General features: G+C 70.8%; 19 protein-coding genes. 10 read left to right on the top strand and 9 right to left on the bottom strand.

Annotated elements, in window-relative coordinates:
* The first annotated feature begins 160 nt into the window (after positions 1–160).
* From WMF11_RS39830 to WMF11_RS39820, 3 genes are all read left to right on the top strand, one after another.
* Positions 161–487, top strand: a complete 327-nt coding sequence (locus WMF11_RS39830; protein ID WP_437974519.1) for a hypothetical protein — start codon at positions 161–163, stop codon at positions 485–487.
* Positions 488–1,041: 554 nt separating this feature from the next.
* A complete protein-coding gene (locus tag WMF11_RS39825) occupies positions 1,042–1,281 on the top strand; it encodes an MbtH family protein (protein WP_012239717.1) in 240 nt (79 codons plus the stop codon).
* Between the two features lie 270 nt (positions 1,282–1,551).
* Positions 1,552–2,106 carry a hypothetical protein gene (locus WMF11_RS39820; protein WP_437974518.1) on the top strand — a complete coding sequence of 185 codons (555 nt, stop codon included), beginning with the start codon at positions 1,552–1,554 and terminating at the stop codon, positions 2,104–2,106.
* Positions 2,107–2,148: 42 nt separating this feature from the next.
* On the opposite strand, the gene WMF11_RS39815 is transcribed toward WMF11_RS39820, so the two are convergent.
* Positions 2,149–2,991, bottom strand: a complete 843-nt coding sequence (locus WMF11_RS39815; RefSeq protein ID WP_437974517.1) for a PfkB family carbohydrate kinase — start codon at positions 2,989–2,991, stop codon at positions 2,149–2,151.
* 517 nt (positions 2,992–3,508) lie between these two features.
* Here WMF11_RS39815 and WMF11_RS39810 point away from each other — a divergent pair.
* Together WMF11_RS39810 and WMF11_RS39805 are read left to right on the top strand one after the other, a co-directional pair.
* Positions 3,509–7,312, top strand: a complete 3,804-nt coding sequence (locus WMF11_RS39810; RefSeq protein WP_437974516.1) for a M23 family metallopeptidase — start codon at positions 3,509–3,511, stop codon at positions 7,310–7,312.
* Between the two features lie 213 nt (positions 7,313–7,525).
* Positions 7,526–9,001, top strand: coding sequence for an ATP-binding protein (locus WMF11_RS39805; RefSeq protein ID WP_437974515.1), 1,476 nt, complete (start codon positions 7,526–7,528; stop codon positions 8,999–9,001).
* A gap of 80 nt (positions 9,002–9,081) precedes the next feature.
* On the opposite strand, the gene WMF11_RS39800 is transcribed toward WMF11_RS39805, so the two are convergent.
* Both WMF11_RS39800 and WMF11_RS39795 read right to left on the bottom strand, forming a co-directional pair.
* Complete coding sequence (locus tag WMF11_RS39800) at positions 9,082–9,984, bottom strand: MBL fold metallo-hydrolase (RefSeq protein ID WP_437974514.1); 903 nt, start codon at positions 9,982–9,984, stop codon at positions 9,082–9,084.
* Positions 9,981–11,165, bottom strand: a complete 1,185-nt coding sequence (locus WMF11_RS39795; RefSeq protein ID WP_437911072.1) for an acetyl-CoA C-acyltransferase — start codon at positions 11,163–11,165, stop codon at positions 9,981–9,983. Before WMF11_RS39795 ends, WMF11_RS39800 begins: the two co-directional genes overlap by 4 nt.
* A gap of 602 nt (positions 11,166–11,767) precedes the next feature.
* Between WMF11_RS39795 and WMF11_RS39790 the strand changes: the two genes are divergently transcribed.
* A complete protein-coding gene (locus WMF11_RS39790) occupies positions 11,768–12,355 on the top strand; it encodes a peroxiredoxin (RefSeq protein WP_437974513.1) in 588 nt (195 codons plus the stop codon).
* A 261-nt stretch (positions 12,356–12,616) separates the two neighbouring features.
* Positions 12,617–14,770 carry a glucan endo-1,3-beta-D-glucosidase gene (locus tag WMF11_RS39785; RefSeq protein WP_437974512.1) on the top strand — a complete coding sequence of 718 codons (2,154 nt, stop codon included), beginning with the start codon at positions 12,617–12,619 and terminating at the stop codon, positions 14,768–14,770.
* Positions 14,771–14,984: 214 nt separating this feature from the next.
* On the opposite strand, the gene WMF11_RS39780 is transcribed toward WMF11_RS39785, so the two are convergent.
* The 5 genes from WMF11_RS39780 to WMF11_RS39760 form a co-directional block, all read right to left on the bottom strand.
* Positions 14,985–16,730, bottom strand: a complete 1,746-nt coding sequence (locus tag WMF11_RS39780; RefSeq protein ID WP_437904356.1) for a class II glutamine amidotransferase — start codon at positions 16,728–16,730, stop codon at positions 14,985–14,987.
* A gap of 23 nt (positions 16,731–16,753) precedes the next feature.
* A complete protein-coding gene (locus WMF11_RS39775) occupies positions 16,754–17,785 on the bottom strand; it encodes an alpha-E domain-containing protein (protein WP_437974511.1) in 1,032 nt (343 codons plus the stop codon).
* The gene (locus tag WMF11_RS39770; RefSeq protein WP_437904354.1) at positions 17,782–19,410 is read right to left on the bottom strand and encodes a circularly permuted type 2 ATP-grasp protein; all 1,629 of its coding nucleotides are present in this window, start codon (positions 19,408–19,410) and stop codon (positions 17,782–17,784) included. Before WMF11_RS39770 ends, WMF11_RS39775 begins: the two co-directional genes overlap by 4 nt.
* Before the next feature lie 53 nt (positions 19,411–19,463).
* The gene (locus WMF11_RS39765; RefSeq protein WP_012239707.1) at positions 19,464–19,931 is read right to left on the bottom strand and encodes a response regulator; all 468 of its coding nucleotides are present in this window, start codon (positions 19,929–19,931) and stop codon (positions 19,464–19,466) included.
* A 326-nt stretch (positions 19,932–20,257) separates the two neighbouring features.
* The gene (locus WMF11_RS39760; protein ID WP_437904353.1) at positions 20,258–22,156 is read right to left on the bottom strand and encodes a chloride channel protein; all 1,899 of its coding nucleotides are present in this window, start codon (positions 22,154–22,156) and stop codon (positions 20,258–20,260) included.
* A gap of 273 nt (positions 22,157–22,429) precedes the next feature.
* On the opposite strand from WMF11_RS39760, the gene WMF11_RS39755 reads away from it, so the two are divergent.
* Together WMF11_RS39755 and WMF11_RS39750 are read left to right on the top strand one after the other, a co-directional pair.
* Positions 22,430–22,798 (top strand): hypothetical protein, encoded by a 369-nt coding sequence (locus WMF11_RS39755; RefSeq protein ID WP_437544954.1) that lies wholly within the window; start codon positions 22,430–22,432, stop codon positions 22,796–22,798.
* A 99-nt stretch (positions 22,799–22,897) separates the two neighbouring features.
* Positions 22,898–23,284, top strand: coding sequence for a hypothetical protein (locus WMF11_RS39750; RefSeq protein WP_437904352.1), 387 nt, complete (start codon positions 22,898–22,900; stop codon positions 23,282–23,284).
* A gap of 43 nt (positions 23,285–23,327) precedes the next feature.
* Here WMF11_RS39750 and WMF11_RS39745 read toward each other — a convergent pair whose 3' ends face one another.
* Positions 23,328–24,032 (bottom strand): hypothetical protein, encoded by a 705-nt coding sequence (locus WMF11_RS39745; protein ID WP_437974510.1) that lies wholly within the window; start codon positions 24,030–24,032, stop codon positions 23,328–23,330.
* Positions 24,033–24,497: 465 nt separating this feature from the next.
* On the opposite strand from WMF11_RS39745, the gene glgC reads away from it, so the two are divergent.
* Positions 24,498–25,766, top strand: coding sequence for a glucose-1-phosphate adenylyltransferase (glgC, locus tag WMF11_RS39740; protein WP_437544951.1), 1,269 nt, complete (start codon positions 24,498–24,500; stop codon positions 25,764–25,766).
* Positions 25,767–25,848 lie beyond the last annotated feature (82 nt).

The raw sequence follows: 25,848 nt of genomic DNA, 5'->3' as shown, positions 1-25,848 counted from the left end.
CGGCCGGGGTCGTCGAATCGTCGCTCGACCAGCTCATCCCGGTGGAGTTCCCGCGCTCGTTGCGCTTGGCCGGCTCGACCAGGAGCAGGCGATGGTCTATTTTCAGGTCATCTGGAGCGGGTTGCGTGAGCCCATGCGGCGGGCTCTGGAGGCGTTGGTCATGGAACGGCAGATCGAAGACGAGGCGAGGTTTCCGTTCGTGCGGGAGCTGATGGATCGCAGCAAGCTCGCGGGCCTACGTGAGGGCGAGCTCAAGGGCCTACGTGAGGGCGAGCTCAAGGGCCTACGTGAGGGCGAGCTCAAGGGCCTACGCGAGGGCGAGCTCAAGGGCAAGAGGGACACGCTGCTGCGGCTGCTTGCGCGTGCAGGGATCGCGCTGACCGCCAACGAGAGCGCGCGTATCCACGCATGCGCGGACATCGCGATCCTCGATCGCTGGATCGATAACGTCCTCGGGGCGAAGACTGCGACCGACGTGCTCTCCTGACTGGCGCGCCGATGGCGAAGACAGGCGAGGAGATCCTCTCGCTCCAGCGCGTCACCGTGGAGGCGGGCACCTGCTATTGGCTCGCCGTGGACCCGAGGAAGGCGAGCCCGTTCGAGCGCGGGTAGCTCGTCCTCGACGAGATCACAGCGACGCTCGACCGGCTGTTCGACGATGGCGTCGAGGACGAGAGCGACGCGAGGCTCGCCAAGCTCGGACAGGCCCACGGGGTGACCCGCAGTTCGCCACCCGCCTTCCCCCGCCGCGCCCACCCTTCCCGCTCCGGCCTGCTGCGATGCCAGCACGACACTACATGCGCTGAGGCTCCTTGCCTGTTCCCGCGACGTGAGGCGTCGATCGATGGTGGAGCGGGTCCATGGGCCATCGGTCTCGCTGGCGTGATGTCGTGACACGGGCATCGATCCCGGCGTGATGCCGTCTCGGGCGGAGACGGCCTGATCCTGCGATCCGTGCTCGGAGATTCCGGCTCGACGGCGCGGGGACCGAGGTTATGGTGCGACCCCGCAGCGCAATCGGGCCGACCCGCGGAGGGGAAGATGAACCAGGAAGAGCGGCAGGACGCAGCCACCTATCGCGTCGTCGTCGATCACGAGAAGCAGTACACCGTCTGCCCGGTCGAGCGCGCGATCCCGAGCGGGTCGCGGGAGGCCGGCAAGCAGGGATCCATCATGGAGTGCCTCGCTTACATCGAGCAGGCATGGGAGCGCCTGCGCGCCCCGGAGGAGGGATGCGCCCCGGCGGAGGTCGCCCGAGCGCGCGCGGAGTGGCTCTCCTGACGCCGCGATGAGGCGAGGATGGCGGCGATGGCGGGGGCGACGTGGCCATGAAAGCGGAGTCCGCGCCGTCCGCCCGGTAGCCTGGTCAGGCTGGACCGGGCAGGCTGGATCAGGAGCACGCTGGCTGGACGGAGGTCCGTGCGCCATGGGGGCATGCCGAAGCGTGCCAACCTGGGCCAGAGGGGAACTCCCGCGCTCGACGCAGCTGCATGAAACAAGGCAAGGATCGCCGCGGAACGGCAATTGCTGAGGGCAGGCCCGGAGGAGCTGATGCGTCACATCTCTCTCGTCGGTATTGCCCTCGTTGTGCCCCTGTTCATCGGCTGTTCCTCGCACGTGGACCTCGACGCTGATAGTGCTTCAGCGAGTGGGTCCGGAGGCGCGCCGAGCGGGGAAGGCGGCGCGCCGAGCGGGGAAGGCGGCGCGCCGAGCGGGGAGACGATGGTTTCGCCCGGGTGCCCGAGCGAGGTGCTTGTCGAGTCGACAGCGTGTCCTGAGATCGGGAAGACCTGCACGTACACGACGGGCGATTGCGTCCTCGTGTTCGAATGCAAACCCAATGAAGGTGATCCCGACGATATCTATAACAGCTGCGCAGCGCGGCCGGCAGCCTGGCTCAAGACGGAGCAATCGGCGTGCGGTGGATGCTCCGGGGCCAACGCGAGCTGCGCTCCGTGCGAGGGCGCCAGCCCAGGCGAGCCGTGCGATGCTGTCGGCTATGCTTGCGAGGACGATTTCGGGGGCGGCAACTGCGGTGGGGCGATGCGCTGCAAGCAGGACAAGACATGGGCTGCATCAACGCTCTACCCCTGGTGCTGCATCTAGGGTACAAGCGCCGGGATCCCGCCCCGCAGAGGTGGACCCGAGTCACGGCGCGATAAGCGCCGTCTGCGTCTCGATCGGATCGATCCCGCGCAGCACGGCGGCGCCGTGCGGTCCAGCGAGGCGACAGGCTTCCTCGACGGGGAGGCCGTGGGCGAGATAGAAGGTGAGCGCCCCGGCGAAGCTGTCGCCGGCGCCGTACTCGCCGAGGACGCGGTCCGGCGCGGGCGGCGCGTCGACCAGCGCGGCGCTCCCCGGGCGGAGGACGCGGATGGGCCGCGGCCCGTCGGTGAGCACCAGCGCGCCGGGGCAGGGGTCGTACGCGTCGAGCGGGGCGTTCTCGCGCGGATCGGAGGCGCTGCCGATGACCACGTCGGGGGCGATCGCCGCCGCCCGGAGCGCCGCGCCCCGGCGGGCGGTCACCACGAGGCGACGCGCGGCGCGCGCGAGGCGCAGGCTCTCGGGGTCGGCGCCGGTGAAGTACACGGCGTCGCAGCCGGCGAGGATCGACCAGGGGAGCGGGTCGGTCGCGGCGGGCTGGAGCGGGGCCGCGGTGACGAGGATGGTGCGACGGCCGTCGGCGTCCACGACGACCACCACGCGCGGATGATCCACGGCGCGCGCCGCCGCGTGGACGTGCACGCGCCCCGGCGCGGCGCGGATGCGCTCCTCGACGGCGCGCGCCGCGGCGTCGTGCCCGAGCGCGGTGAAGAGGTGGATCTCGGCGTCGCTCCGGCAGAGCTGCGCGAAGGCGAGGCCGCCGCCCCCGCCGGGCAGGAAGCGCGCGTCGAGCAGGTGAACGATGTCGCCCGGCTGGGGGACGCCCTCGGTGCGGCCGAGCGTCACGTGCTCGACGTGACCCACGACGGCGATGCGCGGCGCTGCCATGCCGCTCGACATAGCACGGCGGTGCCGCGCCGCGCGGGCGCCTCCTGGCCGCCGCCCGGCCGGAGCACGCCCGCGTCCCCGGCCCCCCGCGCTCCCCGCCACGCCCGGCGACGCCCCTCGCCGGCCATGCCCGCCACGCCCGGCGACGCCCCTCGCCGGGCATGGCCGGCGGCGCGCGGGAAAAGAGGATCGGTGCCTGTCAGAAGCCGGACGGCCGCGGCGTAGGAACGGGGGTGGCCGTCGAGCCACACCCGATCCGCGCCCTCCTGCGCGCCAGGGCCAGCCGCCGTCGCGCGCTGGTGAACGGAGACGCACGCGCGACGGCCGCGCGACGCGCGACGCGCTACCGGCAGCGGCGCGCTGGCGGGAGGGCTTTGTCTGCCCGGCTTCTCATCAACGATCCATGTCCAGAGGAGATCAACACCGTGCTTCAACACGCATTCGATAGATCCATCCGGTACCCTGCGCCATGCCTCGCCGCCGCGCTCGTCGCGGGCCGCGGGAGGACGGGCGCATCATGAGGAGGCTCTGCAAAGGCGCGCTCCTCGCGGCGCTCGCCGTCGGGAGCACCATCGCGAGCGCGAGAGACGCGCGGGCTGCAGAGGGCGCCACCGCCTTCTGGAACAACGCCGTCGAGGTCGAGGTGTCGGGCGGCGCCCTGACCCGCGGCCCGGGCTGGGGCTGGAGCGCCGGCGCCTCGTCGGTCCAGCAGATCGAGGCGGGCGACGGGTTCGTCGAGTTCTCCACGAACGAGGCGAACCGGACCAAGATCGCCGGGTTGAGCCACGGCGATGAGAGCCAATCGTTCTGGGACATCGATTACGGGGTGCTCCTTCGCGCCGACGGGGGCGTGGAGATCCTCGAGCAGGGGTACGGAAAAGGCTACTTCGGGACCTACCAGGCCGGCGACGTCTTCCGCGTCGAGGTGTTCGATGGCCAGGTGCGTTATCGCAAGAACGGGGTCGTATTCTATACGAGCCACACGGAGCCCACCTACCCGCTCGCGCTCGACGCCAGCCTGCACGACGAGGGCGCGACCGTCACCAGCGCCCAGGTCACGAGCTGCGCGGCCGGCGACGAGAGCTGCATGCCGCCGGGGTTCTGGAAGAACGTCCGCTACGCCCCGGCGAACGGGACCTTGCTGACGCGCAGCCCCGGCTGGGGCTGGCACGCCGGGGCCTCGTCGGTCCAGCAGATCGAGGCCGGCGACGGCTTCGTGGAGTTCTCCACGAACGAGGCGAGCCTCGACAAGATGGCAGGCCTCGGCAACGGCGACGCCGATCAGGGCTTCGGGGACATCGACTATGCGGTCTTTCTGCGCGCCGATGGAGGCCTGGAGATCGTCGAGCAGGGGTACGGGAAGGGCTACTTCGGGACGTACCAGGCCGGCGACGTCTTCCGCGTGGAGGCGTTCAGCGGCCAGGTGCGTTACCGCAAGAACGGGCTCGTGTTCTACACGAGCGCCACGGCGCCCACCTACCCGCTCGGGCTCGACACCAGCCTGAACCACGAGGGCGCGACCATCACAAGCGCCCAGGTCGCGAGCTGCGCGGCCGGGGACACGAGCTGCATGCCGCCGGGGCTGTGGCGGAACGTCCGCTATGTCACCGCCAACGGAGGCGTGCTGACGCGAAGCGCCGGCTGGGGCTGGCACGCCGGAGCCTCGTCGGCCGAGCAGATCGAGGCGGGCGACGGGTTCGTGGAGTTCTCCACGAACGAGGCGAGCCTCGAGAAGATGGCGGGCCTCGGCCACGGCGACGCCGATCAGGGCTTCGGGGACATCGACTATGCGGTCTTTCTGCGCGCCGATGGAGGCCTGGAGATCGTCGAGCAGGGGGTTGGACAGGGGTACTTCGGGACGTACCAGCCGGGCGACATCTTCCGCGTCGAGGTGTTCAATGGCCAGGTGCGTTACCGGCAGAACGGGATGGTATTCCACACGAGCAACACGGCGCCCACCTATCCGCTCGGGCTCGACACCAGCCTGAACCACGAGGGCGCGACCGTCACAGGCGCCCAGATCATGAGCTGCGCGACCGGGGACGAGGGCTGCATGCCGCCGCAGGAATGGAAGAACGTCCGCTACGCCACGGCGAACGGAAGCCTGCTGACCCGCGACGCCGGCTGGGGCTGGCACGCCGGGGCCTCGTCGGCCGAGCAGATCGAGGCGGGCGACGGCTACGTGGAGTTCTCCACGAACGAGGCAGACCTCCAGAAGATGGCGGGCCTCGGCCACGGCGACACGGACCAGGGCTTCGGAGACATCGATTACGCGATCTACCTGCGCGACGACGGGGGCCTGGAGGTCTACGAGCAGGGCGTTGGACAGGGATACTTCGGGAGCTACGAGGTCGGGGACGTCTTTCGCGTCGAGGTGTTCAATGGCCAGGTGCGCTACCGCAAGAACGGGATGGTGTTCCACACGAGCACCACGGCGCCCACCTACCCGCTCGGGCTCGACACCAGCCTGGACCACGAGGGCGCGACCGTCGCCGGCGCCCAGGTCGTGAGCTGCGCGGCCGGGGACACGAGCTGCATGCCCCCCGGGCTATGGCAGAACGTCCGCTATGCCACCGCCAACGGAGGCGTGCTGACGCGCACCGCCGGCTGGGGCTGGCACGCGGGGGCCTCGTCGGCCGAGCAGATCGAGGCGGGCGATGGCTATGCTGAGTTCTCCACGAACGAGGCGAGCCTCGAGAAGATGGCGGGCCTCGGCCACGGCGACGCCGATCAGGGCTTCGGGGACATCGACTATGCGATCTACCTGCGCGCCGATGGGGGCCTGGAGATCTACGAGCAAGGGGCTCTACAGGGGTACTTCGGGACCTACCAGGCCGGCGACGTCTTCCGTGTCGAGGTGTTCAATGGCCAGGTGCGGTACCGCAAGAACGGGCTGGCGTTCCATACGAGCCTGACGGCGCCCACCTATCCGCTCAGGCTCGATACCAGCCTGAACCACGAGGGCGCGACCGTCGCCGGCGCCCAGCTCGTGAGCTGCGCGGCCGGGGACACGAGCTGCATGCCGCCGGGGTTCTGGAAGAACGTCCGCCATGCGCCGGCGAGCGGGGGCTCGCTGGCGCGCGCCGCCGGCTGGGGCTGGCACGCAGGGGCCTCGTCGGTCCAGCAGATCGCGTCGGGCGACGGGTACGTGGAGTTCTCCACGAACGAGACGAACCGGTACAAGATGGCGGGCCTTGGCCACGGCGACGCCGATCAGGGCTACGGAGACATCGATTACGCGATCTACCTGCGCGGCGACGGGGGGCTGGAGATCTACGAGCAAGGGGTTGGACAGGGCTACTTCGGGACCTACCAGGCCGGCGATGTCTTCCGCGTCGAGGTGCAGAGCGGCCAGGTGAGCTACCTGAAGAACGGGGCCGTGTTCCACACGAGCAGCGCGGCGCCCACGTACCCGCTCGAGCTGGATACCAGCCTGTACGACGACGGCGCGACCCTCACGAACGCGTCGGTCTCGGGCGCCGGCGGCGGGGGGGGCCCGACAACCGGCTGCGGCGAGGTGGGGCCCGGCGACGAGCTCAGCGGCACGAAGGTGCCCACGTTCTGCAATCACCCCACCACGATGCCGAACGGGGATGCGCCGCCCATGGGGCAGTACTTCGGCCATACGTGCACCTCGGTCGTGCTCCAGACCGTCTATTACACGCACACCTCCGGCAACCACAGCGGGCTCGATTTCTCCGTCCCGGCGCGCAGCCCCTTGTACTCGGTCGGCTATGGAAAGGTCATGTGCGCCGGGCGAGACGCCTGCACAGGCAGGTACCCCACTGCCCGGGGCGCGCCTTCCCAGATCGATCTCACGATCCGCTATGGCTCGGTGTACGTCATCTACGGGCACGCCGCGTCGAGCCTGGTCGCCGAGGGCGATCTCGTCGTCCCGGGGCAGGAGATCGGCGAATCGTCGGACTGGCCAGGCAACGATCACCTGCACTTCGAGGTCCGCCGCGTCGCCGACAACAAGGCGCCGAACCCGGTGCCCTTCTTCTCGTCGGCCCTCCGGAGCTATCTCGAGGGCACCGTCACCGACGCGCACTTCTGCACGGGGCACTTCGATGATCAGGCGGACGTGGGGTTCACGGCGACCACCCAGCTCGACGAGCGGCCGTGCACGGACGCGAACGACGGCACGACCGGCCCGATCCGCTGCCAGGGGGTGTGCGACTACAGCCCTGCGGACTGCGAGGTAAAAACCTACGGCGATGGGCGCAGGGAGGTGCACGAGTACTGCAGCGTCTTCAGCTGCGGCGGCGGCACATTCGCCTGCGGGCTCCGCCGGAACACGGCCGCCCAGGCGTGCCAGTGACACCCGCGCCGTGACGCCGCCCATCCTCGGCCAGCGCTGTCGAGCCGAGCTCGCCGGCGCTGCCGTCTGGCCGGCCTCCACCCTCCGCCATGGCGCCGTCACCAGCCGCCGCGGAGACGCGCCGCGCCCGCGGGCGAGCGTGGAGGGCCGCGCCGCTCGGGGGCGGCGGTGCGTACGAGTTGCCTCGGGCGCGAAATCGGATCAATCGACGCCATGGAATCAGCAGTGGCGCGGCGCGCGCCAGAGCTCGGCTCCTCGAGGCGGCCAAGCCTGAGCACGCTCCTCGGGATCGCGACGTTTCTCCTCACGGGCGCGGCGATCGCCGTGGTCGCCGCGCTCATGGCCGCTGCGGCGACCATGCAGCAGGCCACCGGGATCCTCGGCGACGCGATCGAGAGCGTCCGCCTGGTGCACAGCCTGCAGATCGACCTCCTCCGCGATGCACATCAGATCCACCGCGGCGCTGGGTCCGCCAGCGGCGGGCCGATCTCCACCTTCCACGAGTGGGAGATCGAGCTAAGGGAGGGCCTTGCGGAGGCTCACCGTCACGTGAGCAGCGAGGAAGAGAGCGGCGTGCTCGTCGACGCAGAGCGGCGCGTCGACGAGTACCTCGTCGGGCGTCGAGCCGGCGATGCCGGCGGCTCACCCCCCTCGCCGGATGCGCCGGCGCCCGCCACCGATTCGCTCGCTTTCGATGAGGCGTTCAAGGCCCTGGACCGCCTTGTCGAGATCAACCTCCATCAGGCCCGTGAGTCCCAGGCGCTCATAGAGCGTCTGGGCCGGCGCGCGACCACCGCCGGCGTCGCGGCCGTCATCTTCTTCATGGCGGGCGCGTCCCTGGTCCTCATCAGCGCGCGGCGGCTCGTCTACGGCCCCGTCGTCGCGATCCAGGAGGCGATCGGCCGCTACGGCGCGGGGGACCGCGCCGCGCGCGCGCCGCTCGTCGGGCCGCGCGAGCTCGGGGACATCGCGCGGGCCTTCAACAGCACGGCAGAGTCGCTGGAGCGCCAGCGTGAGGCGCAGTTCGCGTTCCTCGGCGGCGTGGCGCACGACCTCAGGAACCCGCTCTCGGCGCTCCGGCTGTCGGTCGGCTTCGTCAACGACGGAGGCCCCCCATCCGAGCCGCGCGTGCAGCGGACCATGGCGCTCGTCGGGCGGCAGGTCGATCGCCTCGAGCGCATGGTCGGGGACCTCCTTGACGCGTCGCGGATCGAGGCGTGCAAGCTCGACCTCCGGGTCGAGGATCGCGACCTGCGCGAGCTCGTGCAGGAGGCGGCCGAGCTCTACCGCCCGGTCTCGCCGCAGCACCCGATCGAGCTCTCGCTCCCCGAGGCGCCGGTGCTCGTCCGCTGCGACGCGGCGCGGATCCAGCAGGTGCTCAACAACCTCCTGTCGAACGCGCTCAAGTACTCTCCCACCGGGGGCCAGGTCGACGTGGCGGTCCACGGCGGCGCGGGCCGCGCCGAGATCGCGGTTCGCGACCGCGGGGTCGGGATCGATCCGGCGGATCTGGCGCACCTCTTCGAGCCGTTCCAGCGCCTCAAGGCGTCGGCGGGCGCGATCCCGGGGACGGGCCTCGGGCTCGCGGTGGCGAAGCGCATCGTCGAGGCGCACGGCGGCCGCCTCCTCGTCGAGAGCGAGCCGGGCGCCGGCTCGGTGTTCCGGGTCGAGCTGCCGCGTGCGTCCTGATGGGCGAGGCGGTGCACGAGGCCGCGGCGCGCGAAGCGCGACGCCTCCACGAAGTGACCCCGCTCCGCCCGGCCGTACGGTCAGGCGCCTGCCCCCGCCGCGCGCCGCCATCGGTCCTCGCGGCGCACCACCCGCCCCTCGCGCTCCAGCTTGATCAGGTGAGCCTCGAGGCTCAGCCGCGCGAGCGGCCAGACGAGCGGCGCTGTGTCTGCATAGACGACCGGCAAGAGCGCCTCGATCGGCGTGCCGCCTGCGCCGCCCGCGCCGGCCTCGCTGCCTGCGCCGGCCTCGCTGGCCGCCTCGAGCGCCGCGACCACCAGCCGCTCCCGCCCAAGCCGGTGCGCGATGTAGCGCCGGAACAGCGCCTCCGGCGCGCCGATCGGCCCGCCGTGCGCCGGCAGCGCGACCCGCGCCCCGAGCCCCGCGAGCCGATCGAGCTGCGCGAGGTACTCCGCCATGTCGCCCTCCCGGGGATCGATCAGGATGGTCCCCTCGCCGGCCACCATGTCGCCGCAGACCAGGGCGCCCTGCGCCTCATCGAGGAAGCAGAGGTGGTCGGGCGCGTGCCCCGGCGTGTGGAGCACCCGCAGCGCCGTCGGCTCCGGCCCGCCGAGCCGCACCACCTCCCCGTCCGCGAGGCGGCGCGCGAGCGGGACGCCCGGGAGGCGCGGGGCCGCCTCGGCGTGCCCCCAGACAGGCAAGCCGAGCTCGGCCGCGAAGAAGCGCGCGCCCCCGACGTGGTCGGCGTGGTGGTGGGTCACCGCGATCGCCTCGATCGACCGCCCCTGGGAGGCGAAGCCGCGCGCCCAGGCGAGCCACTCGCGGCGCTCGTCCTCGTACGGCGTGGCCGGCTCGACGAGCAGCACCTCGCCGCCGCCGAGCGCGTAGCTGTTCGTGTGGGTCGCGGGCGGCAGGGTCGGCGTGCGCGCGGGGAAGGCCTCCACGCCGCGCACGCCGGGCCCGACGGGCTGCGGGCGGATCACCGCTCCACGACGACCGCGAGCGCCTCGCCGCCGCCGATGCAGAGCGTGGCCAGGCCGCGCTTCGCGTTCCGGTCCTTCATGGCGAAGAGCAGCGTCGTCAGGATGCGCGCCCCGCTCGCGCCGATCGGGTGGCCGAGCGCGACCGCGCCGCCGCGGACGTTGACCTTCTGGGCGTCGAGCCCGGAGAGCTTGTTCACCGCGAGCGCCACCACCGCGAACGCCTCGTTCACCTCGAAGAGGTCGATCTGGTCCGTCGGGATGCCGAGCTTCTTCGTCGTGTTCGCGATGGCCGCGGCCGGCGCCGTCGTGAACCACTCGGGCGCCTGCGCGGCGCCGCCATAGCCCACGATCCGCGCGAGCGGCGTGAGCTTGTGCTCCTTGACGGCTCGCTCGCTCGCCAGGACGAGCGCGCTCGCGCCGTCGTTGATCGACGACGCGTTGGCCGCGGTGATCGTCCCGTCCTTCTGGAACGCGGGCTTCAGGGACGCGAACTTCTCGGGCTTGCCGGCGGGCGGGCCCTCGTCCTCCTTCACGATCACGGCGTCGCCCTTCCTCTGCGGGACGGAGACGGGCGCGATCTCCGCGGCGAAGAGCCCCTCGCGCTGGGCCGCGACCGCGCGGCGAAAGCTCTCCTTCGCGTACTCGTCCTGCGCCTCCCGCGAGAAGCCGTGCTCCCTGGCGCACGCGTCGCCCGCGGTGCCCATGTGGAAGTTGCCGTACGGATCCCACAGGCCATCGTGGATCATGCCGTCCACGAGCTTGCCGTCGCCCATGCGGTAGCCCGTGCGCGCCTGCGGGAGGTAGTAGGGCACGTTCGACATCGACTCCATGCCGCCGGCGACGACGACGTCCGCGTCGCCGAGCGCCACCGTCTTCGCGCCGAAGATCACGGCCTGGAGGCCCGAGCCGCAGACCTTGCTCACGGTGGTGGCCGGCACCTTGCTCGGGATGCCGGCGAAGATGGCGGCCTGCCGGGCCGGAGCCTGCCCGATACCGGCGGACAGGACATTGCCGAGGAACACCTCCTCGACGGCCTCCGGAGACAGCTTTGCCCGCTCGAGCGCCGCCCGGATGGCGACCTCACCCAGGCGGGGGGCGGGCAAGGGCGAGAGTGCGCCCTGGAACGCGCCGATCGGCGTCCGGGCCGCTGCGACGATGTACACGGGGACGGGCAGGGTCATGATCTCCTCCAGCAGCGCTGATGCCATTTCATTCGATGACGCCAGCCATGCGCCTTGCGAATGTGCCTTGGGTACCTCGGTTGCCCTGGGGGGGCAAGCCGGCCCCGGCGACGCTCCGCTGCCTGCGCGGTCGCGCGCGCGGTGGCCTGCGCGGTTCGTTCGGTTCGCGGTTCGCGGGTTCACATCATCATCGAGCGCCCCCCTGCGTCGCTCCGCCGGCCGGGCTCTTCGCGACCGGGCTCTTCGCGATCCCCTCGAGATCGTATGTCACCACGCAGTCGTCCGTCGCGCCCGCGCGCCGCGCCTCGCGGGAGGGGCGCCGCGGCCGCGCGCAGGCGCGGGAAACCGGGAGTGGAGCGCGCCGTCGTCGTGCGGCCGCTCTCGGACGGAATCCAAGCTCCGCCCGAGCCGGATCCAGGCTGGCCCTGAGCGCCCGCGCCCTCCGGGCCGGGGCCCCGCCGACTGAGCGCGGCGCGCGGCGACGCTGGCGCGGGCCGGGGGGCGCTATGTGGTACGCCGGGGACGTCGCGTGATATCGTGCGCGCCGATGGGGAAGGGGGGCTGTCCTCCCTGCGCCCGGGCGGACAAGGAGCGAACGAGCGATGGTGAATGCTGGCGATCGTGCCCCCGATTTCTCTCTCGAAAGCGACAGCGGTAAGACGGTGGGCCTCGCGGATTTCCCGGGCAAGACGGTCGTCCTCTACTTCTATCCAAAGGACGACACCCCCGGCTGCACGCGGGAGGCCCAGGCCTTCTCCGCGGCCCTGCGCGCCTTCGCCGATGCCGGCGCCGTCGTGCTCGGCGTCTCCCGCGACTCCGTCGAACGCCACCGGAAGTTCAGGGACAAATACGATCTCGGGGTGACGCTCCTCAGCGATCCGGATCTCGCCGCGCACAACGCCTACGGCGTCTACGGCGAGAAGTCGATGTACGGCAAGAAGGTGATGGGCACCATCCGGAGCACCTTCATCATCGGCCCCGATCGCGCGGTGAAGCACGCCTTCAGCGCCGTGAAGGTCGACGGACACGCGGACGAGGTGCTCGCGCTCGTGCGCGGAGGCGGCAGAGGCGAGGCGCCGCCCGCGCCTGGAGCACGGGCGACCGCGAAGAGCGCGGCCAAGGCGCCCGCGAAGAGCGCGGCCAAGGCGCCTGCGAAGAGCGCGGCCAAGGCGCCTGCGAAGACGCGATAAAGGACCCCAGGAACCGTCGGACAACGACATAGCCGACTCGGGGCGTGCGGGTCGTCGATCGCCTGATGGATGGCATCGCGAGGGCCTCCGGCGCGGGGACGGCGGGCTCGCCAAGCTGGACGGGCCCGGCGCTTCATGAAAGAATCTGTACCGTTGCTTGCAAATCGATGAAACTACCACGACACCAGGGCTCATCTCTCGATCCGCTTCGCGGCAGGTGGAGCGATGAGCGCTGGAGCGAGGGAGCGAGGGAGCTGGATTATGATGTTGAAGCATCCGATGCTACGGACTTTTGCTTTGCTGAGCTGCCTCTCCGCGATCGCCGCGTGCGGCGACGATGAGCCGCCGCCCAAGGTGACCGAGGGCGACGGCGGCGGAGGCAGCGGGGGGGACGGCGGCGGCGGCACCGGCGGCACCGGCGGCGTGCCGGTCGAGACGTGGGATCTCGACCGCAGCAAGCCGCTCTCGGACGTCGCTCCGGAGTTCATGGAGGCGGAGCACCCGCTCGCGCCGGGCGCCGTGCTGGCCGATCTCAAGGCCCCGCTCCCCACGAACGCGACCTGGATGAACTTCGCTCTCGGCGCGGGCGATCAGCGGATCAACGCCGCGCCGTACGACCTCAAGGCGGTCCGACAGGCGCTGTCGATCTCCCGGCCCGACGTCGTGGTGCAGAGCACGGCCGTCACCTCGGCGGACCTGACGCAGCTCGCGCTCAGCGCGCGTCAGGCCTTCTCTGGCCACACCGTCAAGTCGGCCGATCTCCTCTCGGTCACCGTGGAGTGGGCGGCGGAGGGCGGCACGATGACGGCGCCCATCGTGTACGGGATGCCGTACGTGACGGCCACGTACGACGGGCTCGCCCCCTCCGTCCGCGCCGGCGACGGCGTGGCGATCACCGAGGTCAACGGCGAGTCGACGAGCCCCACAACGGTCACGGGCGACCGATTCGAGATCTCGCTCAACAACGGTCAGACGTGGGTGCTCTATGCGTTCCCCGAGATCAGCCTCGAGTGGGACGCCCTCTCCATGACGGCGGACGAGCCGTACGAGGGCTCGCTCCGCCTCGCGCTCGTCCCCGGGCCGAACGCCGCGGCCGCGCTCGACGACCACGCCGCCGTCATCCCGGTCGGCGGCGACATCGAGGCTTCGGTCACCGAGGACAACGCCACGGTGCGCTTCGTCTGGAAGACCGAGGGCGAGGGCGATCTCCTGACCATGGCGCTGCCGCACCATCTGGATCACCTCGATATGTTCAAGACGGCGGACGTCTCGTACCCGACCGTGATCGGCCAGATGAAGGGCATCTCCGGCGCGAGCTGGGAGCTCGAGTACCCGCTCAGCACGATCGGCTGGGACGCGCCGCGCCGCGCCTCGGACGAGTGGGGCGAGGCCATCATCGCGGCCCTCGAGGAGGACAAGGGCTTCATGCCCGACGAGGCGGTCGCCGGGACAGACCCCTATTTCGGGGGCAAGCAGCTCGCGAAGCTCGCGCGCCTCGCGCAGATCGCCGAGGTGGTCGGCAAGGCGGATCTCGCGGAGGAGCTCAGGGCGCGGCTCAAGTCGCGCCTCAACCCGTGGCTCAACGGCCAGAACGACAACCCCCTCGTCTACGACACGACCTGGGGCGGCCTCGTGACGACCAAGGGCCTGACGGACGAGGCCGCCGACTTCGGCCAGGGGTATTACAACGATCATCACTTCCACTACGGCTACTTCCTCTACGCGGCGGCCGTGCTCGCGAAGAGCGATGAGGCGTGGCGCGAGGAGTACGGGGACAAGGCGCTCTGGCTCGTCCGGGACATCGCCAACCCGAGCGCCAAGGACACGTTCTTCACGCCGTTCCGCAGCATGGATTGGTTCAGGGGCCACTCGTGGGCGTCAGGGCTGTTCCCGTTCGCGGACGGCCGCAACCAGGAGTCGACCTCCGAGGCCGTCAACGCCTGGTACAGCATGCAGCTCCTCGGTGAGGCGCTCGAGAACGAGGACGTGGAGAACCTCGGCCGGGTGCTCCTCGCCATGGAGACGGCCTCGGCGCAGACGTACTGGCAGGTGACCGCGGACAGCACCGTCTACCCCGAGCCGTTCAAGAACAAGGGCGCCGTCGGCGTGCTCTGGTCCACGAAGGCCGACTTCGGGACGTGGTTCGGTCCCAACCCCGAGTACGTCTATGGGATCCAGCTGCTCCCGATCACGCCGATCTCGGAGTCGCTCATCTCCAAGGACTGGGTCCAGGACGCGTGGCCCGAGATCTCGGAGACCACCGCGACCGCGGAGGACCCCTGGAAGGCGTTCCTGATCGCGGCGCACGCGACCGTCGACAAGGAGGCCGCCTGGGAGGACGCGCAGGCGCTCACCGCGCTCGACGACGGCCTCAGCCGGACCGCGCTCCTCTACTGGATCGCCACGCGGCCCTGAGCCGGCCGCCCTCCCCATCGAGCGCCCGGCGGCCGTGAGCCGCCGGCGCTCCTCGAGCGGTTTTCAGCTGAGCCTGGTACGAGCGTCGCAGAGCGGCGGTCACCCGCACAGGAGACGGGTCCAGATCGGCGTTTTCGGCGCGGAAGCGCACTCCAGTGCGCTGAGCACCGAAAACGTCGAGATGGGCCCGTATCCGAAGCGGGTGACCGCCGCTCTAATCGATCGGCTCGACCCGCACGTCGACCGCGAGGCGCTCCGCGCCGCCACCCACGTAGATCGTGCCCGAGGTCGGCGTCGCGTCCACGTAGTTGCGCCCGACCGCGACGCGGATGTGATCGGTCTGCGTGAGGATCCCGTTCGTCGGGTCGAAGCCCTTCCACCCGATCTCCGGCAGGTACACCTGGACCCAGGCGTGCGACGCCTCGCTCTGCCGCTGGTTCTCGTGCTTCGGCCCCGTGTAGATGTACCCGCACACGTAGCGCGACGGCACGCCGAGCAGCCGCGTCAGGCAGATGAACAGGTTCGTGAAGTCCTGGCACACGCCGCGGCGGTTCGCGTACACGTCGAACGCCGTCGTGAACAGGTTGGTCGACCCCTGCTTGTACTCGTACTCCTCGAAGATCGACGCGTTCAGGTCGAGCAGCGTGTCGAGCAGATCGTAGCCGTTCCGCTCCACGAAGGTCATCGCGTACTCGATGAGCTCCGAGAGCTCGCTCTCGGCCAGCTCCGGCGGCAGGAGGAACGGCTGCAGGATCTGGCGCTGCCACGGCATCCACACGAGCGGGATCGTCGACCGCGCGCGCAGCGGGCGGAAGCTCAGCGGATCGGTGTCGAGCAGCTCCACCCGCGACCTCGACTCGATGACGAGATCATGGAACGGCGTGTCGAGCAGCACCCGCCGCGCGCGGTTGCCGAAGACGTCGTCGTACTCGCGCTGCTGGCCCTCGACCGACACCTCGATCTCGTTGTGCAGCAGCGTCTGCAGCCGGTCGTGCGCCGGCGTCAGCCGCAGGAGATGCGTGCTGCGCTCCACCGCGGTCGCGTAGTGGTACGACGTGCGGTGCACCACCTGGAAGCGGCGGATCGCCGCGTGCACGGGGCGCCGGACCGGCCGCGACGAGAGCGGCGGCGTGGACGACGACGGCTTGCGCCGGTCGGTGCGCGGCGACGCCGTGGCCCGGAGCGCCCCCTGCCGCAGCACCACGAGGTGCCCCGGCGGCACGCGCTTCCAGGACGCCGCCCGCCCGCCCGCGTGGACCTTGAGCTCCTCCGACGAGACGATGACGCCCTTGCGGCTCTTGACCCCCCGGCGCGTCAGGTCGACCTCCAGATCGTCGTCCCCGAACGCGAGGCGCTCGTACGGCGGCAGCACCTCCCACAGGAACGCGTCCCCCTCGCGATCGCGATCCGCGTAGACCACCAGATCGCGGCCGTCGGCCAGGACCGTCGTGAGGGGGCCGTGCTCGTTCATCTCGTCGAACCAGTCGCGCAGCACCGCCGGATCGATGTCGCCGATGCTCCGGAGGTTCTCCGACGCCATCCAGCGCATGAGCTCGCACAGGATGAGCTCCGTGTCCGTCGAGCCGACCGGCTGGAAGAGCGATTTCGGATCGACCTCGATCCGGTCGACGAGGCTGCCGCTGTGCGCGAACAGCCAGTCGCGCCCGCCCCAGCTCCGGCTGAACGGCTGCGTGTTGGCGTCGTTGACGCTGCCCCACGTCGCCGTGCGGATGTGCAGCACGAGCAGCGACGACTCGAGGTGCTCCCACGCCTTCACGAGCTCGCTGCGGATGCTCCCCTGCGGCGGCGCCGGCTCCTTGAGCACCGAGGCGCTCGGCTCGCCGCCGGGGTAGTACCCGATGCCCCAGCCGTCAGGCAGCTTGCGTCCGGGCTGCAGGCAGGTGAGATCGAAACATGGGGCGAGCTCGCCCTCGAACGACATCGCGAGGAGATTCGGCATGGGTACGTCGGCGACTCTGGCGGCTACTGGCTCGTGACCGTGGGGTTGCTGTCGGGCGGCCCGTAACCGAGCAGCTCACGACCGATACCGTCGCAGATCATCGCCGTCTCGTCGACCACATGGGTGAGCGCCGCGTGGACCGCCATCGGGTCGAACGGCTCGGTGGCCCTGTCGGCCACCCACTGGTGCAGGAGCTGGAGCCGCTCGAGGCTCTCGCCGCCGGGGAGCGCCACGCTGTCCGGCGGCCGGATCTCGCAGAGGCGCGCGAACGCCGCGTGGACGCAGTGCCGGATCGAGCGCGGGAAGCGCGGCTCGTACAGGAGGAACTGGGCGACAGCCTGCTCGCTCACCTGACCCTGGTTGAGCTTCATGAACGGCTCGAACCCGGAGCAGGCGCGGAGGAGCGAGAGCCAGAGCGCCGTCTCCACGACCCGGTGCTGCCTGCGCAGCGCGCCCTGCGCCTGCGCGCTCATCTCCGACGGCGGCGGCAGGTTGGTCAGGGCGTGGTGGTGCACGTCGAGCGTGCGCGCCGTCTGCCCGACGCGCTCGAGCAGCACGCCGAGCCAGATGAAATCGAGCGGCGTGTCGTTGAGCATCGTGCTCTGCGTGAGCCCGAGGCAGAGCTGTGTGAGCTGGCGTACGCGCCGGTAGAAGGCGTAGCGGCTCGACCCGAACTCCTCCCGCGCCTCGTCGCTGTTCACCCAGAGGTGGAGCTCGTTGACGGTCTCCCACACCTCGAGGCTGACGACCTCCCGGATCGACCGCGCGTTCCAGCGCGCGGCCGAGATCGAGCTGCGGAGGCTCGTCGGGTTGTCCTCGTCGAAGCTCATGTAGCGCTGAACGAGCTCGCCGTCGGCCGCGGCCTCCTCGCCGTGCTCGGCCCCGAAGTGCTCCTTCTGCCCGGCCACGATGATGACCGGAAGCCAGCACTGCTGCGTCGGGATCTCGGCGTCGAGCGCGAGGTTCTGCGTGACGGCGAGGATGCGGGCCATGTTCTCGGTCCGCTCGAGGTAGCGGCCGAACCAGAAGCAGTGATCGGCGACGCGGGAGATCACGGGGCCTCCGGGGGGGCAGAGCCCGGCGCGGCGCCGGGAGGGTCGTTGTTCGCGGCGGCGGGGCTCGCGTCGGAGCCGCCGACCGAGGGCGTGCGCTGCCCGTTCTCCCCTGGGCCCTTGAGGACCCAGGTGTCCTTCGAGCCCCCGCCCTGGCTCGAGTTGACGACGTAGGAGCCGGCCACCAGCGCGACGCGCGTGAGCCCGCCGGGCAGCACCCACGCGCCGTCGCGGCCCGTCAGCACGTAGGGGCGCAGGTCGAGCCTCCTCGGGACCGCGGTCTTCGTGGTCGGGTCCCAGGTGGGGCTCGTCGAGAGCTCGATCCGGTGCTGGGCGATGTAGCGGCGCGGCGTCGCCTGGATGCGCGCCCGGAACTCGTCCCGCTGCGCGGCGGTCGACTGCGGCCCCATCAGCATGCCGTAGCCGCCGGCCTCGTCGACCGCCTTGACGACCAGCTGGTCGAGGTGGTCGAGCACGTAGCGCCGGTCGTCGTCGCGCATGCAGAGGTAGGTGGGGACCTGCTCGAGGACCGGCTCCTCGCCGAGGTAGTAGCGGATCATCTCCGGCACGAAGGGGTACACGGCCTTGTCGTCGGCCACGCCGTTGCCGGGCGCGTTCGCGAGCGCGACGTTGCCGGCGGCGTAGGCGCGCATCAGGCCGCGCACGCCGAGCATGCTGTCGGGGCGAAAGGCCTCGGGGTCGAGGAACGCCTCGTCGATGCGGCGGTAGATGACGTGGACCCGGCGCGGGCCGCGCGTCGTCCGGACGAAGACCTCGTCCTGATCGACGAACAGGTCGGGGGCCTGCACGAGCTCGAGCCCCATCGTGCGCGCGAGGAAGCTGTGCTCGAAATAGGCCGAGTTGTAGGGCCCCGGCGTGAGCACGACGGCGCTCGTGCCGCTCGGGCTCGCGGGCGACACCGAGCGCAGCGTCTCGGCGAGCCGGGCCGGGTAATGGTCGACCCGCTGCACGCGCGCCTTGTCCAGCAGGTGCGGCAGGACGCGCTTGCTGATGAGCCGGTTCTCCAGGACGTAGGAGACGCCGGACGGCGTGCGGAGGTTGTCCTCCAGGACCCGGAAGGTCCCGGCCGGATCGCGGATGATGTCGACGCCCGCGATGTGGATGCGCACGCCGCCCGGGGGCCGCAGGCCGTGGACCTGCTTCAGGTACTGCCCGGAGCCGAGCACGAGGTCCCGGGGGACGCGCTCCTCCTTGAGGATGCGCTGGTCCCCGTAGACGTCGTCGAGGAAGAGGCCGAGCGCGCGGACGCGCTGCTCGAGGCCCCGCTCCATGTGGGCCCAGTCCGCCGCGGAGAGCATCCGGGGGACGAGGCAGAGCGGGAAGATCTTCTCCGCGCCGCGCTGATCCGCGTAGACGGAGAACGTGACGCCCTGGTTGAGCAGGGCGAGCTCCGCGAGGTGCTGCGCGCGCGCGAACTCGTTCGGCGCGAGCGCGCCGAGGAGCGTGGCAGTGCGCAGGAACTCGGGGCGAGGAGCGCCGTCTCGACCAAACAGCTCGTCGTAGGCGCCGGGGAGGGGAGTGTAGCCGGCGAAGAGGCCGGCACCCGGGTTCTCTAACAACACTGGAGTGAAGCTACCGCCGGACGGCCCTGGAGGTCCATGGGCCATTTGCGGTTTCTGCCGCGATGGAGGCAGTGGCGCGGTCGGCTGATCGACGCGGCCTACTCGGCGTCGAGGATTTGCCGCTCTCTGGAGCGCGTGAGCTCGTCGACCGCGGCGAGGAAGGCGTCGTAGTCGATCGGCTTGGGCAGCACCCGAGCGACACCGAGGCTCGTCGCGTCATGTTTTGAAGACGCGGATGAAACAATGACTGGTATACGGGCCGTCTTCTCGTTGTGCCGGAGCGCCGTGAGCAGGCCCCAGCCGTCCATCACCGGCATCATGATGTCGACGACGAGCAGATCCGGCGGCGCGATCTGGTCGAGCAACGCCAGCGCCTCCTCGCCGTTCGAGGCGCAGCGCACCTCGTAGCCGCCCTCGCTCTCCAAGATCATGCTCACGACCTCCTGGATGTTCGGCTCGTCGTCCACGACGACCACGAGCTTGGCGCGGCTGTTCGGCGCGCTCGATCGTGTTCGTACTTCCGCGTTGCGCCGCACCGTCCGACCTCCGAGCGTATCGACAAGCATGCCGTTCTCCCCTGCGCTCTCCGGACCCCGAATTCTCCGGATGAACGAGAGTATTCCCCACGCGCTCCGTTCCGTCGCTGCGTGGAATCCAAGATTGAAAGCTCAGGAGACTCCCGAAAGCGGTGGGGGCCGCAGGCTTGCGTCATTACGCCCGAACCACGATCGGGCGCGCGGCGCGACCAGGACATCCGCGCGCGCACGTCCATGAGACGCGCGCGTCGCCCGCGTGGGCGCGCGAAAGCTAGCCATTCCCGAATTTCCAGGACGAGCGCGCCATGCGTGCGTCGTGCGTCGTGCGTCGTCGTCGCTCGCCTGTCCCGAGATTCCTACTGTCCCGCGCTCTCGAGCTCCGCCGTCGCGTCGTGGTAGGCGCGCGTGACGTCGGATTCGTCCAGGATGCCGACGATCTTGCCCTCGGCGTCGGTGACCAGGAGCTCTCGCACGCGCAGCTCCAGCAGCACCTGGAGCGCGTGGTGCAGGTCCTCCGCTTCGCTGACCGACGCGGGGCTCGCCATCATGTCGTGCGCGATCGCGAGCCCCGAGAGCTCGGGGCTCGTCGCGGTGGCGCGCAGGATCTCGGCGTCGATGGTGCCGACGACCTTGCCGTCCTCGGAGAGCACGGGGAAGGTGTCCTGCCACTCGCACGCCGCGATGCGCTCGACGACGATCGAGGCGGGGGTCCGCGCCTCGAACGACACGAACGGGCGGCTGCGGATGACGATGTCGGCGACGCGGATGCTGCGGAGCACGTCGACGATGAGCTCACCCCGGTGCGCCGGGGACTCGCGCTTGGTCGCGACCTGCGCGCGGTACAGGGTGCTGTGCCGGAGCGCCACGAAGGCGATGCCCTCGCAGAGCATGAGCGGCACGAGCAGGTCGTAGCTGCCGGCGAGCTCGCAGACCATGACGAGCGAGGCGATCGGCACATGCGCGATCCCGCCGTAGAACGTGCCCATCCCGACGAGCGCGAACGCGCCGGGGTCGATGCGCGGATCGCCGAGCAGGAGCTCCGCCGCGCGCCCGAAGGCCCCGCCCGTGAGCGCGCCGAGCACGAGCGAGGGGCCGAAGTCCCCCGCGCTGCCGCCCGAGCCGACGGTGAGCGAGGTCGCGACGATCTTCGTGGCGAGCAGCACGAGCAGGAGCTGCACCGCGGTCCACCCGCCGGGCAGCCACGAGGCCCCCGTGATCGCGATCTGGGCCGCGCCATACCCCGCGCCCAGCATCCCGAACCCCTCCCCCGGCCTGGCGAAGCGCGGCCCGAGGAGCATGAGCAGCGGGGTCACGAGCGCGCCGAGCGCGAGGCCGCCGAGCGCGGGCTTCGCCCAGGGCGGCAGCGGGATGCGGTGCACCGTGTACTCCACGGCGTGCAGCGTCCGGAGGAAGACCGTGGCCACGAGCGACACGACGAGCGCGAGCGCGGCGTAGAGGGGGAGGTGGCTCGGGATGAACGGGTAGCGGGGAGCGTGCGCGAAGAGGGTCGACTCGCCGAAGAAGTAAATGAAGACGGAGTACGAGACGACGCTCGCGAGGATGGAGGGGATGAGCGCGTCGGCCTCGAAGTCGTCGCGGTGCAGCACCTCGACGGCGAGGAGCGCGGCCCCGAGCGGCGTCCGGAACACGGCCGCCATACCCGCGGCCGCGCCGGCGATGAGCAGGATCCGCCGCTCGCGCGTGTCCACCCGGAGGGCGCGCCCGATGATCGAGCCGAGCGCGCCGCCGATCTGCATCGTCGGCCCCTCGCGCCCGCCGGACCCGCCGCAGCCGAGCGTGAAGATGGAGGCGAGCGCCTTCACCACCGGGACGCGGCGGCGGACGATGCCGCCCATGTGGTGGAACGCCCGGATGAAGGCGTCGCCGCCGCCGCCGCGGGTCTCGGGCGCGAGCGCCGTCGTGAGCACCCCGCCGACGAGGGCGCCGAACGCCGGCAGGACGAGGACGAGCCAGGGCCGGAACGCCCCGACGTGCGCGCTCGAGAGCACCGCCTCGCCCTTGGCGCGGAGCGGCTCGTAGCCGGTGACCGCGATGAAGAGCTCGTGCTCGGCGAGCTCGAGGGCGGCGAAGAACAGCGAGCCGGCGATGCCGGCCGTGACGCCGACGAGGATCGCGTGGAGCAGCACCCGACCGACGAGCTGGAACGGGATCAGCCCCTGCGCGCGGGGGATCGGCGTGCGCGCCGCCCCCGTGCGGCTGGGGCGTGATGGGGAGTACTCGCGGGACGACATCATGATCTCGTGGCCCAGGGCCTCCCCCCCCTCGAGCGATGGGCCTGGCAGGAGCGGTAGCTTCCCTGATCTTCGGCGGGTTGCCGCCTGAAATCGCCGCCAGGATCGCCGTCCCCGGAGGCGCCCTCGCGGCGTCGGCCTCCGCTCGGTCTACGTTCGGCTTCCGTTCGGCTTCCGCGCGGCTTCCGCTCGGGCCTCCCGCGCTCCATGAGCGAGGAAGGAAGCCTGGCGCGGGCGCGGCATCCGGACCCGCCCGAGCCCGGACGAGGTGGAGTCATGACGACCGATCGGAGCACCGTCGAGTACGGCACCCTCATCACCGGAGACGCGAGCGTCACGATGGGCGACGCGGCCGTCCAGACGACGGACGAGAGCGTCCGCACGACCGCCGAGACCGTGGTGACGCCCGTCGTGGCGCTCGAGCTGGCCGCCGAGATCCTGGCGGGCTCGCTCGGCCCGCTGATCGACGAGGATTACGTGCAGGGCAAGACCCGGTTCCGGGACGTGCTCTGCGACCGGATCGACATCTCGCAGCTCGAGGCGGAGGAGCTGGTCGACGACATGGAGCGGTCGGGGCGGATCCGTTTCATCGGCGTGGCAGAGGGCCGGGGGTGGCACATCCAGCAGGGAGCGGGGGTGCGTTGATGGCCGCTGTCTCGCGCAGAAAGGCGGGCTCGCCGGTGGTGCCTGACGAAACAATTCCCTTGCCGGCGTACTCGACTCGTGGCCTACGCTGAGGCGCCTATGGAGGACGGTACGAAGCCGCGCAAGGCTGTGGTCCCGAGCGCTCCGCCCGCGCCGCTCGTGATCGTGGCCGGTTGTCCTGCCGAGCTCGTCGCTGTGTGCAGGGAGGCGGGGGCCCGGCTCGGGGTGACGGTGCGCGAGTGCGATCTGCGCTCGCTCCGGGCGACGAGCGCGGCGTCGCACCTGTACGCCGTGATCGTGGGGGAGGAGCTGTACCGGTTCGATCGGGAGGTGTTCGACGCGATCATCCGCCAGGCGCCGGCGTCGCTGGTGCGCGTCGATCGCCGGGAAGCGGACGACGCGTCGGCGCGGCGGCTGCTCGTCGATGCCGTCTTCGAGTCGGCGGCGACCGAGCCGAGCAGCGGGATCCGGTCCACCCTGACGTGAAGCGGCGCGGCGCGACGTCGCACCGCCGCCGCCAGCGGCTGCGTCAGGGCCTGCGCTTCATGCCGGGGAGGGTGGCCTTCTCGGGCGGCGGCTCGAGGTACTCGATCTGCTCCGCGGACAGGATGCCGTACTTCGGGTTGGCCGCCGCGCCGCCTGTCGACTTCGTGAACGTCACGCCGTAGGTGCCGGTGACCTTGACCTTCGCGCCGACGGCCGGGATCGGGTTCGGCAGCTCCTGGCCCCAGAACTCGTCCGTGAGCTTCGCCTCGCCCTCCTTGCCCCGCGGCGCTTTGTCGATCGCCTCGATCATGCTGTAGATCTGCGCGAAGTTCGACGCCCAGCCCATGACCTCGATCATGTCCTTCGTCTCGCCCTTCTCGTCGGCGATCGCGAAGCTGGGGACCGGCGCCTTGCAGTCCGGCGGGTCACCCTTGCCCGTCTTGTGCACCGCACAGGCGGGGGCCTCCGCGAGGTTCGTCTTGACGATGTAGCCGACGATCGAGAGCTTCTTGCCGTTCACGTCCTCGAAGTGGACGCGGCTCCGGAGGTCGTGCGTGACGCCCCAGACCGTGTAAGCGTCACCCTGCTTCTTGTTCTTCGCGGGCAGCGTCGGCACCGCGGGCAGGGTCGCTTTGCGGCCGCTGAAGGCGGGCTTTGCCGTGTAGGGCTGCTCGTCCGTTCCGCACCCTGAAGTGCCCGCGACGAGGAGGATGGCGGCGAGGAGGGGTCGACCGAATCGGGCGTTCATGGCATCTCCAAGGTCAGCGTGACGGGCACCTCCAGCAGGAAAGATCCAGCTCTGGAATAGCCCTCGGACAGCGGTGCGCCGCGTGCGGGTCAGGCGCCTCTCGCATGCGCGCGCGACGGCGGAAACGGCTAACACGGCCGCGAGTCGATCGTAAAGAGAAACGGAGACGTCCCCCTCTCTTCATCGATCCTCGTCGCGCGGCAGCGCGCCGCGGCGGAGGGCGGGCGGAGGACGGTAGAGCGCGACGGGCCGCCGCCGGCGCCGCCCGATCGCGGGGCGGGAGGGCGCGAGAGGCGGGCTCGGCGAGGCGCGCCGCGCGACCCGCCCAGGCTCAGCCCGGCGCCGCCAGGCCGGGTTGCGCGGGCCTCCGCGGCGTTCTCCCGGTCCCGGGGTTGCCTCGAATACGCGAAGGACGTGTTTCCGCTCTTCGCGATGGCAACATCGATCGAGTACCCTCTCCGTCCCATGCGCGAGACGACCCTGCGCACCGCTTTCGAAGCCTCGAAGGTTTTGGTGATGATCCTTGCTGGCGGCGAGGGCCGCCGGCTCGGCCCGTTGACGCACGACCGGGCGAAGCCCGCCGTGCCGTTCGGCGGCCGGTACCGGATCATCGACATCGTCCTCTCGAACTTCGTCAACTCCGGGCTGCACCGCATCAAGATCCTCACGCAGTACAAGAGCGCGTCGCTAGACGAGCACATCGCCCGAGCTTGGCGCCTCTCGCCGATGCTCGACAGCTTCATCGAGACCGTCCCTGCGCAGCAGCGCACGGGCAAGAGCTGGTTCAAGGGGTCGGCGGACGCCGTCTACCAGACCCAGCACGTCATCACGGACGAGTCGCCCGAGCACCTCTGCATCTTCGGCGGCGACCACGTCTACAAGATGGACGTGCGCCAGATGCTGCACGATCACCTGTCGCGCGACGCGGAGGTGACCGTCGCCGCCATCCCGGTGACGAAGGAGGAGGCTCGGTCCTTCGGCGTCATCGAGTGCGACGAGTCGGGGCGCATCCTCGCCTTCCACGAGAAGGTGCAGGATCCGCCGAGCATGCCCGGCAGGCCGGGCATGTGCCTCGCGTCGATGGGCAACTACATCTTCAAGACGAAGGCGCTGCTCGACGTCCTCGAGCACGACGCGGCGACCGAGGACAGCGCGCACGATTTCGGGCGCGACATCATCCCGCGCATGGTCCAGAGCGGCAGCCGCGTCTACGTCTACGATTTCCACGAGAACCTCGTCCCCGGCGAGGACGAGGGCGCGGGCTACTGGCGCGACATCGGGACGATCGACGCGTACTGGGCGGCCCAGATGGATCTCGTGAGCATCCAGCCGGCGTTCAATTTCTACAACCCGCGCTGGCCGATCCGGACCGGGATCAGCCACGACCCGCCCGCCAAGTTCGTCTTCCGCGACGAGGCGAACGCGCGCGTCGGCATCGCCACGGACAGCCTGGTCTCGCTCGGGTGCATCATCTCCGGCGGCAGGATCCACAGGAGCGTGCTCTCGAACCGGGTCCGCGTGAACTCCTTCAGCCACATCGAGGAGTGCGTGCTGTTCGAGGACGTCAAGATCGGGCGCCACGTCAAGCTCCGCCGCTGCATCATCGACAAGGACGTCGAGATCCCCGCCGGCGCCGAGATCGGCTTCAACCTCGAGGAGGACCGCAAGAAGTGGTTCGTCAGCGAGGGCGGGATCGTCGTGATCCCGAAGCGCGCCAAGATCGACTCCCCGTAATGCGCCTGACCAGGGCCGAGCGCGGCGCCGTCCGGGTGGCCGGCGCGTAACTCTCCTGAATTGCTTGTAAAATTCCGATCGC

The organism is Sorangium sp. So ce295, from assembly GCF_051527405.1.
Classification (GTDB): Bacteria; Myxococcota_A; Polyangia; order Polyangiales; family Polyangiaceae; genus Sorangium; species Sorangium cellulosum_B.
This window is presented reverse-complemented; position numbering and strand designations above follow the sequence as displayed.

Bases quoted from the DNA above. Each gene is read 5' to 3' on its own strand.
- WMF11_RS39825 (WP_012239717.1), top strand. From the start codon at position 1,042: ATGAACCAGGAAGAGCGGCAGGACGCAGCCACCTATCGCGTCGTCGTC.
- WMF11_RS39820 (WP_437974518.1), top strand. From the start codon at position 1,552: ATGCGTCACATCTCTCTCGTCGGTATTGCCCTCGTTGTGCCCCTGTTC.
- WMF11_RS39760 (WP_437904353.1), bottom strand. From the start codon at position 22,156: ATGATGTCGTCCCGCGAGTACTCCCCATCACGCCCCAGCCGCACGGGG.
- WMF11_RS39745 (WP_437974510.1), bottom strand. From the start codon at position 24,032: ATGAACGCCCGATTCGGTCGACCCCTCCTCGCCGCCATCCTCCTCGTC.
- WMF11_RS39755 (WP_437544954.1), top strand. From the start codon at position 22,430: ATGACGACCGATCGGAGCACCGTCGAGTACGGCACCCTCATCACCGGA.
- glgC (WP_437544951.1), top strand. From the start codon at position 24,498: ATGCGCGAGACGACCCTGCGCACCGCTTTCGAAGCCTCGAAGGTTTTG.
- WMF11_RS39770 (WP_437904354.1), bottom strand. From the start codon at position 19,410: ATGGCCCATGGACCTCCAGGGCCGTCCGGCGGTAGCTTCACTCCAGTG.
- WMF11_RS39795 (WP_437911072.1), bottom strand. From the start codon at position 11,165: ATGACCCTGCCCGTCCCCGTGTACATCGTCGCAGCGGCCCGGACGCCG.
- WMF11_RS39815 (WP_437974517.1), bottom strand. From the start codon at position 2,991: ATGGCAGCGCCGCGCATCGCCGTCGTGGGTCACGTCGAGCACGTGACG.
- WMF11_RS39830 (WP_437974519.1), top strand. From the start codon at position 161: ATGGAACGGCAGATCGAAGACGAGGCGAGGTTTCCGTTCGTGCGGGAG.
- WMF11_RS39805 (WP_437974515.1), top strand. From the start codon at position 7,526: ATGGAATCAGCAGTGGCGCGGCGCGCGCCAGAGCTCGGCTCCTCGAGG.
- WMF11_RS39790 (WP_437974513.1), top strand. From the start codon at position 11,768: ATGGTGAATGCTGGCGATCGTGCCCCCGATTTCTCTCTCGAAAGCGAC.
- WMF11_RS39810 (WP_437974516.1), top strand. From the start codon at position 3,509: ATGAGGAGGCTCTGCAAAGGCGCGCTCCTCGCGGCGCTCGCCGTCGGG.
- WMF11_RS39785 (WP_437974512.1), top strand. From the start codon at position 12,617: ATGATGTTGAAGCATCCGATGCTACGGACTTTTGCTTTGCTGAGCTGC.
- WMF11_RS39765 (WP_012239707.1), bottom strand. From the start codon at position 19,931: ATGCTTGTCGATACGCTCGGAGGTCGGACGGTGCGGCGCAACGCGGAA.
- WMF11_RS39780 (WP_437904356.1), bottom strand. From the start codon at position 16,730: ATGCCGAATCTCCTCGCGATGTCGTTCGAGGGCGAGCTCGCCCCATGT.
- WMF11_RS39750 (WP_437904352.1), top strand. From the start codon at position 22,898: ATGGAGGACGGTACGAAGCCGCGCAAGGCTGTGGTCCCGAGCGCTCCG.